Origin of the sequence: Rathayibacter sp. PhB179, assembly GCF_004345345.1 — a bacterium.
Taxonomy (GTDB): Bacteria; Actinomycetota; Actinomycetes; order Actinomycetales; family Microbacteriaceae; genus Rathayibacter; species Rathayibacter festucae.
In genome coordinates, this window is the sequence record NZ_SLVD01000003.1 from 247,983 (window position 1) to 262,570 (window position 14,588).

Consider the following 14,588-nt stretch of genomic DNA (forward strand, 5'->3'; position numbering starts at 1 on the left):
ACGGACACCGGTACGTCGACCTTTCGAAGGAGGGATCCCGCGGTCGCGGCGGCGCCGCGCCCCGACGGGCATCCCGAGTGTACTGGGAGGCGTCAGGCGCGCGGACGCGTGCCCTCTGCCAGACCGCGAGCCGTCTCCGCCACCGCGGCGACTCCCCCGGAGGCGAGCGCGCGCACGAGGGCCGAGCCGACGATCGCGCCGTCGGCGTAGGCGAGGATCTCGGCGACCTGGTCGCCGGTCGAGACGCCCACGCCGACGCAGGCGCTGTCCGAGCCGGCGGTGCGCAGGCGCTCGACGAGCGTGCGGGCGGCACGGTCGACGTCCGCGCGCGCTCCGGTGATGCCCATCGTCGAGACCGCGTAGACGAAGCCGCGGCTCGCCTCGACGGTCGCTCGCAGGCGCTCGTCGCTCGAGGAGGGGGCGGCGAGGAAGACCCGGTCGAGGCCGAGGCGCTCGGAGACGGCCATCCACTCCGCGCCCTCGTCGGGGATGAGGTCGGGCGTGATCAGGCCGGAGCCGCCGGCCTCGGCGAGGTCGGTGGCGAAGCGCTCGACGCCGTACTGCAGCACTGGGTTGTAGTACGTCATCACCAGCACCGGCACGTCCACGCGGGCGCGGATCGCGCGGACCGCGTCGAAGCCGTGGCGCAGGCGGAAGCCGCCGGCGAGGGCGGCCTGGGTCGCCTCCTGGATGACGGGGCCGTCCATGACCGGGTCGGAGTAGGGCAGGCCGAGCTCGATCGCGTCCACGCCGTTCTCGGCGAGGGCCACTGCGGCGTCGATGCTCGTCGCGAGGTCCGGGAAGCCGGCGGGCAGGTAGCCGATCAGGGCGCCCGCGGCCTCCTTGTTGCGGCGGCGGACGGTCTCGGCGACGCTCGGGCCGACGCCGCTCACGACTGCACCGCGCCCTGGTCGACGAGTCCGAAGTAGCGCGCGGCGGTCGTCATGTCCTTGTCGCCGCGGCCGGAGAGGTTGACCAGGATGGTCGCGTCGGGGCCGAGCTCGCGGCCGAGCTCGAGCGTGCCGGCGAGGGCGTGCGCCGACTCGATCGCGGGGATGATGCCCTCGGTGCGGCTGAGCAGCATCAGGGCGTCCATCGCGGCGGAGTCGGTGACCGCGCGGTAGTCGGCGCGGCCGATGCTCGAGAGCCAGGCGTGCTCGGGGCCGACGCCCGGGTAGTCGAGACCGGCCGAGATCGAGTGCGACTCGATGGTCTGGCCGTCCTCGTCCTGGAGCAGGAAGCTGCGGGCGCCGTGCAGGACGCCGGGGCGGCCCTTGCTGATGGTCGCCGCGTGGCGCGGGGTCTCGATGCCGTCGCCGCCGGCCTCGAAGCCGACCAGCCTGACCTCGGGGTCGTCGAGGAACGCGTGGAAGATGCCCATCGCGTTGGAGCCGCCGCCGACGCAGGCGGTGACGGCGGTGGGCAGGGCGCCGGTGAGCGCGAGGACCTGCTCGCGCGCCTCCTCGCCGATGATCTTCTGGAAGTCGCGCACCATCGCCGGGAAGGGGTGCGGGCCCGCCACGGTGCCGAAGACGTAGTTCGTCGTCTCGACGTTGGTCACCCAGTCGCGCATCGCGTCGTTGATCGCGTCCTTGAGGGTGCGCGAGCCCGTGGTCACCGAGACGACCTCGGCGCCGAGCAGGCGCATCCGGGCGACGTTGAGCGCCTGGCGCTCGGTGTCGACCTCGCCCATGTAGACGACGCAGTCGAGGCCGAAGAGCGCGGCGGCGGTGGCGGTGGCCACGCCGTGCTGGCCGGCGCCGGTCTCGGCGATCACGCGGGTCTTGCCGATGCGCTTGGTCAGCAGCGCCTGGCCGAGCACGTTGTTGATCTTGTGCGAGCCGGTGTGGTTGAGGTCCTCGCGCTTGAGGATGATCCGCGCACCGCCCGCGTGCTCGGCGAAGCGCGGCACCTCGGTGATGATCGAGGGCCGGCCGGTGTAGCTGCGGTGCAGCTCGGTCAGCTCGGCGCGGAACGCCGGGTCGACCTTGGTGCGCTCGTACTCGGCGCTCAGCTCGTCGAGCGCCTTCACGAGCGACTCGGGGACGTAGCGTCCGCCGAAGTCGCCGAAGTAGGGACCGAGTTCGTCTCGGAGTGCCATGGCAGTGCCGCCTATCGGTGGATCGTGGTCAGTGCGCCAGGAAGCCGGCGAGGGTGGAGACGGGGTCGCCGCCGGTGACGAGGGCCTCGCCGACGAGGACGACGTCCGCGCCGGAGCGGCGGTAGTGCGCGACGTCGTCGGCCGAGAGGACCGCCGACTCCGCGACCTTGACGGCGTCGGCCGGGAAGCGCTCGGAGAGGCGGCCGAAGAGGTCGCGGTCGAGCTCGAAGGTGGAGAGGTCGCGGGCGTTGACCCCGATCAGGCGCGCGCCGAGGTCGGCGGCCCGCTCGAGCTCGTCGCCCGAGTGGGTCTCGACCAGCGGGGTCATCCCGAGCTCGAGGACGAGGGCGTGCAGCTCGGCCAGCACGGGCTGCTCGAGCGCGGCGACGATGAGGAGGACGAGGTCCGCTCCGGAGGCGCGCGCCTCGAGCACCTGGTAGGGCTCCGCGATGAAGTCCTTGCGCAGGACCGGGATCGACACCTTCGCGCGGACGGCCTCGAGGTCGGCGAGGGAGCCCTTGAAGCGGCGCTCCTCGGTGAGGACGCTGATCGCGCTCGCTCCCCCGAGCTCGTACTGCCCGGCGAGCAGCGCGGGGTCGGGGATCTCGGCGAGGGCGCCGCGGGACGGGCTGGACCGCTTGACCTCGGCGATGATCCGCACGCGCTCGGCCGGAGCCAGCGCGGCGAGGGCGTCGAGGGCGGCCGGGCGCTCGGCGGCACGCCGCTCGAGGGCGGCGAGCGGGACGGTCTCGCGACGCCGGGCCGCGTCGGCCAGGGCGCCGGCGGTCAGATCGCCGAGCACTCTACGCGCGCGCCTTCGGGTTGGCCTTCGCGCCGTCGACGCCGTAGCCCAGGCGGGCCAGGATCACGCCGACGAGGAGGCCGACCACGACGAGTCCGGCGGACAGCCAGACGACGAGGGGCAGGTCGAACCAGAAGGCGATCGTGCCGACCGTGAAGCCGACCAGCATGATGACGACGGCCGTCCACGCTGCGGGCGAGTGGCCGTGGTTGTCGTCGTCGTGCTCGGTGCTCATGGCTCTCCTCCTGGACGTGCGTGGGAACCAGAGCAGTCTAGCGGCTCGGGGCCGAAGGGCCCGCCGACCGGCGGGCACCGTTGAAGCCCGCTCAGCGGGCGGACGTCGGGTCGTCGCCGCGGGACAGCTCGTCCCAGGAGACGACGGGATCGATGTCGCCGTCGTCGGTCTGCACGGTCGTCGCCCCGTGGCCGTAGCCGTCGGCGGGCTCGAACCGGGAGGCGCGCTTCTTCTTCGCACCGGGCCAGCGCCGGACCGTGACGAGCACGAGCACGCCGATGACCGCGGTCAGCACGCCGGCCACCAGCGCGACGACCGGCCAGGCGGTGACGGAGGACGAGGCGACGAGCGCGGCGACCGACTCCCGGCCCGCGATCGCGGTCGCATCGGTGACCAGCGACGAGCCGGCGCGCACGGGATCGGCGAGCGCGGTCGAGGCGGCCAGGACGACCGAGCCGCCGAGGACGATCTGCAGCAGCCCGAGGACGATCCGGAAGGCCGGCCCGGCGATGGCGAGCGCAGCCGCGAGAGCGAGCCCGGCGAGGGCCAGGGCCGACAGGGCCGGCGCGGCGACGGTGCCGACGACGGAGAGCGCCCGGCCGTTGCCGACGCCCGAGGTGAGCACGAGCGTTGCCCAGGGCTGGGTGGAGGCGGTGAGCTCGAGCGCGGCGAGCAGCACGATCCCGAGGATCGCGGAGTACTTGAGGCGCCGGCCGCTCACGCCTGCGGCCCGAGGTCCGTCACCGGGGCGAGCGGATCGACGTCGAAGCAGGAGTGCTCGCCGGTGTGGCAGGCGGCACCGATCTGCTCGACCTGCACGAGCAGCGTGTCGGCGTCGCAGTCCAGCGCGGCCCCGCGGACGTACTGGGCGTGCCCGGAGGTGTCGCCCTTCCGCCAGTACTCCCGGCGGGAGCGCGACCAGAAGGTCACCCGGCCCTCGGTCAGCGTGCGACGCAGCGCCTCGCGGTCCATCCAGCCGAGCATCAGCACCTCGCCGGTGTCGTGCTGCTGGATGACGGCGGGCAGGAGGCCGCTCGCGCCGAAGGTCGCGCGGTCGAGGACCGCGGTGAGGTCGTCGGGGGTCGTCGTGCCGTCGGTCGTCTCGGTGCTCATCGCCGGATCTCGATCCCGGAGTCGTCGAGGGCGCGCTTCACGTCGCCGATCGTCAGCTCGCGATTGTGGAAGACGGAGGCGGCGAGCACCGCGTCGGCGCCCGCCTCGATGGCGGGAGCGAAGTGCTCGACGGCGCCGGCGCCGCCCGAGGCGATCACCGGCACGGTGCTCAGCTCGCGCATCGCCGTGATCAGCGGCAGGTCGAAGCCCTGCTTGGTGCCGTCGGCGTCGATGGAGTTGACCAGCAGCTCGCCGGCACCGCGCTCGACGGCCTCCGCCGCCCAGGCGAGGGCGTCGAGCGTCGTCTCGCGGCGACCGCCGTGGGTGGTGACGACGAAGCCGGAGGGCGTGGCGTCGCTCCGCTTCACATCGAGCGAGAGCACCAGCACCTGCGCGCCGAAGACGTCGGCGATCTCGCCGATCAGCTCGGGGCGGGCGATCGCGGCGGAGTTGACCCCCACCTTGTCGGCGCCGTGCGCGAGCAGGCGCGAGACGTCCTCGACGGAGCGCACTCCCCCGCCGACGGTGAGCGGGATGAAGACCTGCTCGGCGGTCGCGCGGACGACCTCGTAGGTCGTGGAGCGGTCGTCGACGGTGGCCGTGACGTCGAGGAAGGTCAGCTCGTCGGCGCCCTGCTCGAAGTACAGCCGGGCGAGCTCGACGGGGTCGCCGGCGTCGCGCAGGTTCTGGAAGTTGACGCCCTTGACGACGCGGCCGGCGGCCACGTCGAGGCACGGGATGACGCGGACGGCGAGACTCATCGCTCCCCCTCCTAGAGGCGTGCGGCGTGGATCGAGGTGACCAGGATCGCGCGGGCGCCGAGGTCGTAGAGCCGGTCCATCACCTGGTTCATGTCGGCGCGCGGCACCATGACCCGCACGGCGACCCACTCGGGGTCGTGCAGCGGCGAGACGGTGGGCGACTCGAAGCCGGGCGCGAGAGCGGTGGCGGTCTCGAGCAGCGCGACGGGGCAGTCGTAGTCGAGCAGCACGTACTCGCGGGCCACGAGCACGCCCTGCAGGCGGCGCAGCAGGACCGGGATGCCCTCGGGCTCGCCCGCGCCGGAGACGAGGACGGCCGTGGACTTCAGGATGACGGGGCCGAAGATCTCCAGGCCCGCCTTCCGCAGCGTGGTACCGGTCTCGACGACGTCGGCGATCACGTCGGCGACGCCCAGCTGGATGGCCGACTCGACCGCGCCGTCCAGGCGGATGAGGGTGACCTCGACGCCGTGCTCGCGGAGGAAGCGGCCGACGAGGCCGGGGTAGCTGGTCGCGACGCGGAGGCCGTCGATCTGCTGCAGCTCGGTGTAGCGGCCGGCCGGACCGGCGAAGCGGAAGGTCGAGTCGGCGAAGCCGAGGCTGGCGATCTCGCGCGCCTCGGAGCCGGAGTCGATCAGCAGGTCGCGGCCGGTGACGCCGACGTCGAGCGCGCCGGAGCCGACGTAGGTGGCGATGTCGCGCGGGCGGAGGTAGAAGAACTCGACGCCGTTGCGCTCGTCGACGACGTGCAGCTCCTTGGGATCGCGACGGCCGGTGTAGCCGGCCTCGGCCAGCATCTGGCCGGCGGTCTCGGAGAGCGAGCCCTTGTTCGGGACGGCGACGCGCAGGAGCGCGGGCGGGGCGGTGGTGCCGGTGGTGTCAGGAGTGGTGGGGGTGGTCGTGGTCACGACGGGACGTCCTCTGGAGGTCGAGGGTGATTCGGTGAGCGGAGGCGCGACGGCGCCTCGGAGAGCGTGGGGGCGCGCGGCGACGTGGCGGCGGCGCACTCCGGCGATCGGGGGGACGCTCACAGATGTCGGTAGACGTCGGCCGTCGTCAGGCCCTTCGCGAGCATCAGCACCTGCAGGTGGTAGAGCAGCTGCGAGATCTCCTCGGCCGTGCGCTCGTCGCCCTCGTACTCGGCGGCCATCCACACCTCGGCGGCCTCCTCGACGATCTTCTTGCCGATGAAGTGCACACCGGCGTCGAGCTCGCGGACCGTGCCCGAACCCTCGGGACGCGCGGCGGCCTTCTCGCCCAGCTCAGCGAAGAGGTCGTCGAAAGTTTTCACCGGGGAAGTCTATACGCGGCGGCGGACCGGCGAGGGCGGCGTATGACTGTGCGATCTGCAGGCGACGGTCCGATCTGCAGGCGATCCGACCTGCGTCCGGCGGCAGCTCGCGCAAGGATGCGTGCTTCCAGGCGAATCACCTGCAGATCGGACCAGCGGCGCGCAGCGCGCGGGACGCGGTGCCGTCTGCAGGTGCAGGTGGGTTCTGCAGGTGATCTGCCCGGATCAGCGCTCTGGAGCACGCCGGACCGGGATCCGCGCTCGAATCACCTGCAGAACGGATCGGAACCTGCAGAAGGGACTGGCACCTGCGCAACGCACTGGCACCTGCAGAACGGGCCGACGGGTCAGTGGCGGTGCAGGAGGGACGACGCGGTGTCGCGGAGCGCGGCGATGGCGGCCTCGGGGTCGTCGGCGCCGAAGACGGCGGAGCCGGCGACGAAGGTGTCGGCGCCCGCCTCGGCGGCGATCTCGATCGTGCCGGGGGCGATGCCGCCGTCGACCTGGAGCCAGACGTCGAGGCCGGTGCGGTCGACGACCTCGCGCAGCGCGTGCAGCTTCGGCATCGTCTCCGCCATGAACGACTGGCCGCCGAAGCCGGGCTCGACCGTCATCACCAGCACCTGGTCGAACTCGGGCAGCAGGTCGAGGTAGTCGTCGACCGGGGTGCCGGGCTTGAGCGCGATGCCGGCGCGCGCGCCGATCTCACGGAGGCGGCGGGCCAGCGCGACGGCGTCGCGCGCGGCCTCGGCGTGGAAGGTGACGGAGTAGGCGCCCGTCTCGGCGTAGCCCGGCGCCCAGCGGTCGGGGTCGTCGATCATCAGGTGCACGTCGAGCGGGCGCGGCGAGACCTCCTGCAGGCGCTGCACCATCGGCAGGCCGAAGGTGAGGTTCGGCACGAAGTGGTTGTCCATCACGTCGACGTGCACGAGATCGGCCCCGGCGATCCGCTGCAGCTCGGCCTCGAAGTTGACGAAGTCGGCGGACAGGATGCTGGGATTGATCCGTGCGGGCATGCTCCCCAGCCTAGGCGCGGCGGCCGGGCCGTCAGGCCGGGCTGCGGCGCAGCAGCTGGATGAACATCGCGTCGGTCCCGTGCCGGTGCGGCCAGAGCTGCGCGTGCAGCGCGCCCTCGGCGAGCGGCAGCGGCTCGCGGGTGATGCCGCGGAGGACCGCCGGGGTGTCGACGAGCTCGAAGCCGCCGGGGTGGCGCTCCGCGGCGAGCGCGAGCACGCGCTTGGTCTCGCCCAGGTGCGGCGAGCAGGTCACGTAGGCGAGCAGGCCGCCGGGCGCGAGCGCGGCGAGGGCGGAGTCGAGCAGCTCGCCCTGCAGGGCGGCGACCGGGACGACGTCGTCGGCGGTCTTCCGCCAGCGCGCCTCCGGGCGGCGGCGGAGGGCGCCGAGCCCGGTGCACGGGGCGTCGAGGAGGACGCGGTCGAAGGCCGCCGGTTGCTCCTCACCGAGCGTGCGGCCGTCACCGGTGCGGACCTCGACGGTCGGGTCCACGGCGGCGAGGGCCTGGCGGACCAGCCCCGCCCGCGCCGGGACGACCTCGTTGGCCAGCAGCGTCGCGCCGCCCGCGCGCGCCTCGGCGGCCAGCAGCGCCGCCTTGCCGCCGGGGCCGGCGCAGAGGTCGAGCCAGCGCTCGCCCGCGCGGATGGGCTCGGCGCGGGAGAGCGCCAGCGCGGCCAGCTGCGAGCCCTCGTCCTGGACGCGGACGCGGCCCTCGTGCACGGGCGCGATCGCCTCGGGGTCGCCTCCGGTGCTGACGAGGCCGACGGGCGAGTAGCGGTCGGGCGCGGCGTCGGGCAGCTCGGCGGCCTCGGCGAGGCCGGGCAGGGCGACGAGGTTCACCCGCGGCGCGGCGTTGTCGGCGGCGAGCAGCGCCTCGAGCTCGTCGGCGGCGCCCTCGGCGGCGAGGGCGCGGCGCAGGGCCTTGACGATCCAGACCGGATGCGAGGTCGCCGCGGCGATCCGGTCGTCGCCCGAGGTCGCGGCGGCGGCGACGCGCTCCTGCCACTCCTCGGCGCCCGAGCGGGTGACCGAGCGCAGCACCGCGTTCGCGAAGGCGACGGCGCCGCGGGAGGAGCCGCCAGCGACCAGCGCGACGCTCTCGTTGACCGCCGCGTGCGCCGCGACGCGGGTGCCGAGCAGCTGGTGCACGCCGAGCCGGAGCGCGTCGAGGACGGGGGCGTCGAGGGTCTCGACGGCGCGGCCGGCGGCGAGGGCGATCACCCGGTCGTAGTAGCCGGAGAGGCGGAGGGTGCCGTAGCAGAGCTCGGTGGCCAGGCCCGCGTCGGCCGGCGACAGCTCGGCGGCGCGGATCCGGGCGGGCAGCACGAGGTTGGCGTAGGCGTCGCCGCCGCTGACCGCGAGCAGGACGTCGTAGGCGACCTGGCGGGCCGGAGCGACCGTGGTCCGGCCGCTCACGCGAGCACCGTGCTCTCGCGCAGGCCCCGGGCCCAGGCGGCGCCGGGCATCGGGGTCTTGCCGGCGGGCTGCACCGAGACGAGCTCGACCGCGCCGTCGCCCGTGCCGACCAGGGCGCGCCCGGCGTCGAGGAGCACGGCGCCGGGCGCGAGGGGAGCGTCCGTGAGCGCCTCGTCGACGGCGAGCACCTTCAGCCGCGCGTCGCCGACCGCCGTCGACGCGCCGGGCTCGGGAGTGACCCCGCGGACGAGTGCGAGGATCCGCGCGGTCGGCAGAGACCAGTCGATCCGGCCGTCGGTCACGTCGAGCTTGGGGGCGAGCGTGACCTCGCCCGACTGCGGCACGGCGACCGCGGTCCCGGCGGCGAGCCCGTCGACGACCTCGCCGGTCAGGGCGGCCCCGCGCTCGGCGAGCACCTCGAGCAGCTCGCCCGCCGTGCGCCCGGCGACCTCCTCCTCGATCTCGGCGAAGACGTCGCCCGCGTCGAGCTCGGCCACCAGCTGGAAGACGGCCGCGCCGATCCGCTGCTCCCCCGCCATCAGCGCGCGCTGGACGGGCGCCGCCCCGCGCCAGCGCGGCAGCAGCGAGAAGTGCAGGTTGATCCAGCCGAGGCGCGGCACCGCCAGCAGCCGCGCGCGGACCAGGCCGCCGTAGGCCACGATCACGCCGAGGTCCGGCTCGAGGGCCGCGATCCGGTCGGTCACCTCCTCGTCGAGGCGGTTCGCCTTGAGCACCGGCAGGCCGAGCTCCTCGGCGACCGCGGCGACCGGCGAGGGCGTGAGCACGCGCTTCCGGCCGACGGGCGCGTCGGCCCGGGTGACCACCGCGACGATCTCGTGCTCGGAGGCGGCGAGGGCGCGCAGGGTGGGGACGGCGGCGGCCGGCGTGCCGGCGAAGACGAGGCGCACGAGGAGCTCCTGAGCGTGGGGTCGAGCGGAGAACGGGTCCGGGAGGGACGGGTCTAGAGGATGTCGGGGTCGTCCAGCCGGACGCGCAGCTTCGGCGCCGGCCGGAAGCGGCCCGGCGTGGTGGGCGGCCGGCGGCGGCGGGTCGCGTTGCGGATCACGGCGGACCGGAGGCGGGCGGCGACCTCCGCCCCGCGAGCGTAGTCGAAGCGCACGATCGCCCGGACGGAGCCGTCCTCGAGCCCGACCGGGCCGAGCACCTCGTGCCGGTCCGCCTCGTCGAGCGCGTCGAGCGCCTCCGTCACCGCGTGCGCGTCGCCGCTGACGGTCGCGAGGCGGACGGCGGGCGGGAAGCGCAGCTCGCGCCGCTCGATCAGCTCGGCGCGGAGGTACTCGTCCTGGCGCCAGGTCGCGAGGGCCGTCGCGAGCCGCCCGGCGACGCCGACCAGCAGCACCGGCGCGCCGGGGCGGGCCAGAGCGGCCGCGTTCGACCAGGTGCGCAGGGCGTCGTCGGCGACGCGCAGGCTCTCCCGCGCGAGCATCCGCTCGCCGTCGAGCAGCAGGACGGCGTGGTAGCCGCCGTCGGCCCGGGGCTCACCGCCGCGGGTGGCGACGACGAGCGCAGGCGTCCCGGGCACGGTGAGGATCGGGTGGGCGCCGTCCGCCACGACGACCTTGACGCCGGGGAACGCCCGGCCGAGCTCCTCCGCCGTGCGGCCGGCGCCGAGGCTCACCAGGCGCAGCGCCGTCGCCTCGCAGACCGAGCAGTGCCAGTCGGCGGCGATCAGGCCGCACCAGCCGCAGCTCGGCCGCGCGCCGGCGGAGTGCACGGCGAGCGGACCCTGGCAGCGGTTGCAGCGCGCCACGGTGCGGCAGCGCGCGCAGGCGACCACCGGCGCGTAGCCGGGACGGGCGACCTGGACGAGCACCGGGCCCGAGTCGAGGGCGATCCGCGCCTGCCGCCAGGCGGTGGACGGGATGCGCGCGGCCTGATCGTGCTCGTCGGCGGCCGTCTGCTGCGCGGTCGGCACGACGTGCGGGCGCCGCGAGGGCCGCGGCTGCACCGGCGCGGCGAAGCCGAGGCCGACCAGCCGCTCCACCTCGACCGTGCGGGTGTTGCCGAGCAGGACCAGCCCGGCTCCGCTCTGCTCCTGCCGGACCAGTGCGACGTCGCGGGCGTGCGCGTAGGGGGCGAGCGGCTCGGCGAAGAGCGGATCGCCGTCGTCCCAGAGCGCGATCAGGCCGAGCGCGGACGACGGCGCGTAGAGCACCGAGCGGTTGCCGACGATGACCCGCGGCCCAGGAGTGAGGCAGCGCAGGAACGCGGCGTAGCGGCCGGCGCCCTTCTGCCGGGCGTCGAGGCGGACGACCGCGTCCTCGGGGACGTGCTCGGCCAGGGCCTGCTCGAGCTGCTCCTGATCGCGGTAGTCCGGCACCGCCAGGATCGCGTCGCGCCCGGCCGCCAGCGCGGTGCGGGCGAGCTCGGCGAGCGTCACCGCCCAGCCGCCGACCCAGGCTCCGGAGGCGAGCTGCACCGGCGCCGGCACGGCGTTCACCGCGAGGCGACCGCCGTCGAGGAGACCGTCGAACGTCTCCGCGGGGTAGCCGGTCACCGCGCCGGGCCCGGCGCCGTCCGCGACCGGCTCGGCCGGGGTGGAGTCCGCGTCCGCCTCGGACGAGGTGGCGGTCGCCGCCGCCTCGGCGAGGGCCGCGAGGTGCGCCCGCTCGACCCGCACGTGGCGCCGCGGCACAGCGAGGCGCAGCACGTCGCTCGCTCCCCCGGCGGCGCGGTCGGCGACCCGCCGGGCGAGTGCCCAGACCTCGGGGGTGAGCACGACGAGCGGCGAGACGAGCTCCTCGAGCTCGCTCAGCGCGCCCGCGTGCTCGGAGCCCTCGCCGACCTCGACGACGAACGCGTCCGCGATCCGCCCGCCGGTGCGCAGTGGGACGCGGACCCGGACACCCGGCCGGACGCCCTCGCGCAACGCCTCGGGGACGGCGTAGTCGAGCAGCCGGTCGAGCTGCGGGAGCGGCGAGTCGAGGAGCACGCGCGCGACGCGCCCCTCGGGACCGGTCACCGCCTCCCCCGCCGCGTCGGCGCCTACGAGAGACCCGCGGCGGAGCGGAGGTCGTCGACGCGGTCGAGGCGCTCCCAGGTGAAGTCGGGCAGCTCGCGGCCGAAGTGCCCGTAGACCGAGGTCTGCGAGTAGATCGGGCGGAGAAGGTCGAGCGCGTGGATGATCGCGGCGGGACGGAGGTCGAAGACCGAGCGGATCGCCTCGGTGATCTGCTCGTCGGGAAGCGTGCCGGTGCCGAAGGTCTCGACGTAGAGGCCGACCGGGGCGGCCTTGCCGATCGCGTAGGCGACCTGCACCTCCATCCGGCGGGCGAGACCCGCGGCGACCGCGTTCTTCGCGACCCAGCGCATGGCGTAGGCGGCCGAGCGGTCGACCTTCGACGGGTCCTTGCCCGAGAAGGCGCCGCCGCCGTGGCGAGCGGCTCCGCCGTAGGTGTCGACGATGATCTTGCGGCCGGTGAGCCCGGCGTCGCCCTGCGGGCCGCCGATCTCGAAGCGGCCGGAGGGGTTGATCAGCAGGCGCACGCCGGAGGAGTCGAGGTCGACGCGCTCGAGCACGGGGCGGATCACGTGCTCCTCGATGTCGGCGTGGATCGTGGCGGTGCTGACGTGCTCGGCGTGCTGGGTGGAGAGCACGACCGTGTCGATCGTGGCCGGCGTCGTGCCGTCGTAGCCGATGGTGACCTGCGTCTTGCCGTCGGGCCGGAGGTAGTCCAGCTCGCCGGTCTTGCGGACCTCGGCGAGGCGCTCCGCCAGGCGGTGCGAGAGCCAGCTCGGCAGCGGCATGTACTCGGGGGTCTCGTCGGTGGCGAAGCCGAACATCAGGCCCTGGTCCCCCGCGCCCTGGCGGTCGAACGCGTCCTCGTCGGAGGCGTCGCCGCGCACCTCGAGGGCCGTGTCGACGCCCGCGGCGATCTCGGGCGACTGCTGCCCGATCGAGACGGAGACGCCGCAGGAGCGGCCGTCGAAGCCCTTGAGCGAGGAGTCGTAGCCGATCTCGACGATCGTGTCGCGGACGATCGCGGGGATCTCGACGTAGCCCGAGGTGGAGACCTCGCCGGCGACGTGCACGAGCCCCGTGGTGACGAGCGTCTCGACGGCGACCCGGCTGCGCGGGTCCTCGCGGAGGAGCGCATCGAGGATGCGGTCCGAGATCTGATCGCAGATCTTGTCCGGGTGACCCTCGGTCACGGACTCGGAGGTGAACAGGCGGAGGGGGCCGGAGGTCATGTCGAGCGTCTCATTCCGTAGGGCGCGGCAGCCGGAGCTGTCTCGATCCGGTGCAGTCCCGCACCGGGCTCGCCCTCTCACCGGGGGCGGACCGGGCCAGGGTGACGCCCTAGCGCGCGACCACGTCGAGGACGCGATCGGCGACCGACGCCTTGCTGCCGGAAGCCTCGATCACTATATCTCCGGCCGGATCGAGGACCACCACGGTGTTGCTGTCGCTCTGGAAGCCCTCGGCCCAGCCGACCCTGTTGAGGACGAGCAGGTCGCAGCCCTTGCGGACGATCTTGGCGCGGCCGAGCGCGAGCATCGCGTCCCGGTCGGGCTCGGTCTCGGCGGCGAAGCCGACGATCAGCTGCCCGTCGGTCTTCGCGGCGGAGATCTCGGCGAGGATGTCCGGGTTCTTGACGAGCTCGAGGACGAGGCGGTCGCCCTGCTCCTCCTTCTTGATCTTGGCCTCGGAGACGTCGGCCGGCCGGTAGTCGGCGACGGCCGCGGCCATGATCACGATGTCGGCGTCGCGGGCGGCGGCGAGCGCGGCCTCGCGCAGCTCGAGGGCGGTCCCGACGGGGACCACCGTGACGCCCTGCGGCGCCTCGATGTCGAGGTTCGCGGCGAGGAGGGTGACCCTCGCTCCGCGCGCGGCCGCGGCGACAGCGAGCGCGACGCCCTGCCGGCCGCTGGAGCGGTTCCCGACGAAGCGGACCGGGTCGAGCGGCTCGCGGGTGCCGCCGGCGGTGACGAGGACCCGCAGGCCCTCGAGGTCGCGCCGGGCGGCGGTGGCGCGGGCGTGGACGGCGAGGGCCTCGGCGACGATCGTCGCGGGCTCCTCCATCCGGCCCGGGCCGGAGTCGGCGCCGGTGAGCTGGCCGACGGCCGGGCCGACGAGGTGGACGCCGCGGGAGCGCAGCGTCGCGACGTTCGCGACCGTGGCCGCGTTCGCCCACATCTCGGTGTGCATCGCCGGAGCGACCACGACCGGAGCGGTGCTGGCGAGCACCGTGTTGCCGAGCAGGTCGTCGGCGAGGCCGGTCGCCAGCTTGGCCAGGGTGTGCGCCGTCGCCGGGGCGATCACGATGAGGTCGGCCGCCTGGCCGATCGCCACGTGCCGCACCTCGGCGACGCCCTCGTAGAGCTCGGTGTGCACCGCGTTCCGCGAGATGGCCTCGAGCGTCGGCTTCCCGACGAAGCGCAGCGCCGCCTCGGTGGCCACGACGTGGACGTCGTGGCCCTCGAGGACCAGCGCGCGGACGACTCCGACCGCCTTGTAGGCGGCGATGCCGCCGGTGATCCCGACGACGACGTTCAGCCGTGCGGCCCGTCTCGATGACCGCATGTCGCGGAGCGCCCCCGGTCGGGACTACTCGTCGAGGGGCTCGGCGACCGGACGGGCGACGAGCTTGTCCTCGTTGATCTCGTGCAGCGCGACCGAGAGCGGCTTGTCGTCGATGGTGGAGTCGACCAGCGGGCCGACGTTGTCGAACAGGCTGCCCTCGTGCAGGTCGGCGTAGTAGTCGTTGATCTGGCGCGCGCGCTTGGAGGCGAAGATGACGAGCGCGTACTTCGAGTCGACCTTCGAGAGCAGCTCGTCGATGGGCGGGTCGATGATGCCGAGGTTGTTGGCCATGGTGTCTCCTAGCGTGGCG

At 74.4% G+C, this 14,588-nt stretch carries 16 protein-coding genes; all 16 read right to left on the bottom strand.

The window, feature by feature from the left end; genetic code table 11:
- Positions 1–92 precede the first annotated feature (92 nt).
- On the bottom strand, positions 93–893 hold the full coding sequence (trpA, locus tag EDF43_RS08355; protein WP_132436262.1) for a tryptophan synthase subunit alpha: 801 nt from the start codon (positions 891–893) through the stop codon (positions 93–95).
- The gene (trpB, locus tag EDF43_RS08360) at positions 890–2,101 is read right to left on the bottom strand and encodes a tryptophan synthase subunit beta (RefSeq protein WP_123735818.1); all 1,212 of its coding nucleotides are present in this window, start codon (positions 2,099–2,101) and stop codon (positions 890–892) included. Before trpB ends, trpA begins: the two co-directional genes overlap by 4 nt.
- A 28-nt stretch (positions 2,102–2,129) precedes the next feature.
- Positions 2,130–2,903 (bottom strand): indole-3-glycerol phosphate synthase TrpC, encoded by a 774-nt coding sequence (trpC, locus tag EDF43_RS08365; protein ID WP_132436263.1) that lies wholly within the window; start codon positions 2,901–2,903, stop codon positions 2,130–2,132.
- A gap of 1 nt (position 2,904) precedes the next feature.
- Positions 2,905–3,138, bottom strand: a complete 234-nt coding sequence (locus tag EDF43_RS08370; RefSeq protein WP_123446235.1) for a DUF6704 family protein — start codon at positions 3,136–3,138, stop codon at positions 2,905–2,907.
- 91 nt (positions 3,139–3,229) lie between these two features.
- A complete protein-coding gene (locus tag EDF43_RS08375; protein ID WP_132436264.1) occupies positions 3,230–3,859 on the bottom strand; it encodes a Trp biosynthesis-associated membrane protein in 630 nt (209 codons plus the stop codon).
- A complete protein-coding gene (gene hisI / locus EDF43_RS08380; RefSeq protein ID WP_132436265.1) occupies positions 3,856–4,251 on the bottom strand; it encodes a phosphoribosyl-AMP cyclohydrolase in 396 nt (131 codons plus the stop codon). The genes EDF43_RS08375 and hisI overlap by 4 nt, the downstream gene beginning before the upstream one ends.
- Entirely contained in the window at positions 4,248–5,012 is a 765-nt protein-coding gene (hisF, locus tag EDF43_RS08385; RefSeq protein ID WP_123735821.1) for an imidazole glycerol phosphate synthase subunit HisF, read from the bottom strand. Before hisF ends, hisI begins: the two co-directional genes overlap by 4 nt.
- 11 nt (positions 5,013–5,023) lie before the next feature.
- Positions 5,024–5,920: an ATP phosphoribosyltransferase gene (hisG, locus tag EDF43_RS08390; protein ID WP_132436266.1), complete on the bottom strand. Its 897-nt coding sequence runs from the start codon at positions 5,918–5,920 to the stop codon at positions 5,024–5,026.
- A 119-nt stretch (positions 5,921–6,039) separates the two neighbouring features.
- Positions 6,040–6,303: a phosphoribosyl-ATP diphosphatase gene (locus EDF43_RS08395; protein ID WP_055791842.1), complete on the bottom strand. Its 264-nt coding sequence runs from the start codon at positions 6,301–6,303 to the stop codon at positions 6,040–6,042.
- 347 nt (positions 6,304–6,650) lie between these two features.
- On the bottom strand, positions 6,651–7,319 hold the full coding sequence (rpe, locus tag EDF43_RS08400) for a ribulose-phosphate 3-epimerase (protein ID WP_132436267.1): 669 nt from the start codon (positions 7,317–7,319) through the stop codon (positions 6,651–6,653).
- A gap of 31 nt (positions 7,320–7,350) precedes the next feature.
- A complete protein-coding gene (locus EDF43_RS08405; RefSeq protein WP_243646259.1) occupies positions 7,351–8,733 on the bottom strand; it encodes a transcription antitermination factor NusB in 1,383 nt (460 codons plus the stop codon).
- The gene (gene fmt, locus EDF43_RS08410) at positions 8,730–9,641 is read right to left on the bottom strand and encodes a methionyl-tRNA formyltransferase (protein WP_132436269.1); all 912 of its coding nucleotides are present in this window, start codon (positions 9,639–9,641) and stop codon (positions 8,730–8,732) included. The genes EDF43_RS08405 and fmt overlap by 4 nt, the downstream gene beginning before the upstream one ends.
- 53 nt (positions 9,642–9,694) lie before the next feature.
- Positions 9,695–11,716, bottom strand: a complete 2,022-nt coding sequence (locus tag EDF43_RS08415; protein ID WP_132436270.1) for a primosomal protein N' — start codon at positions 11,714–11,716, stop codon at positions 9,695–9,697.
- Positions 11,717–11,739: 23 nt separating this feature from the next.
- Positions 11,740–12,945: a methionine adenosyltransferase gene (gene metK / locus EDF43_RS08420; RefSeq protein WP_127886900.1), complete on the bottom strand. Its 1,206-nt coding sequence runs from the start codon at positions 12,943–12,945 to the stop codon at positions 11,740–11,742.
- A gap of 109 nt (positions 12,946–13,054) precedes the next feature.
- A complete protein-coding gene (coaBC, locus tag EDF43_RS08425) occupies positions 13,055–14,251 on the bottom strand; it encodes a bifunctional phosphopantothenoylcysteine decarboxylase/phosphopantothenate--cysteine ligase CoaBC (protein WP_132436466.1) in 1,197 nt (398 codons plus the stop codon).
- A 51-nt stretch (positions 14,252–14,302) separates the two neighbouring features.
- Positions 14,303–14,569 (bottom strand): DNA-directed RNA polymerase subunit omega, encoded by a 267-nt coding sequence (rpoZ, locus tag EDF43_RS08430; protein ID WP_123446225.1) that lies wholly within the window; start codon positions 14,567–14,569, stop codon positions 14,303–14,305.
- Positions 14,570–14,588 lie beyond the last annotated feature (19 nt).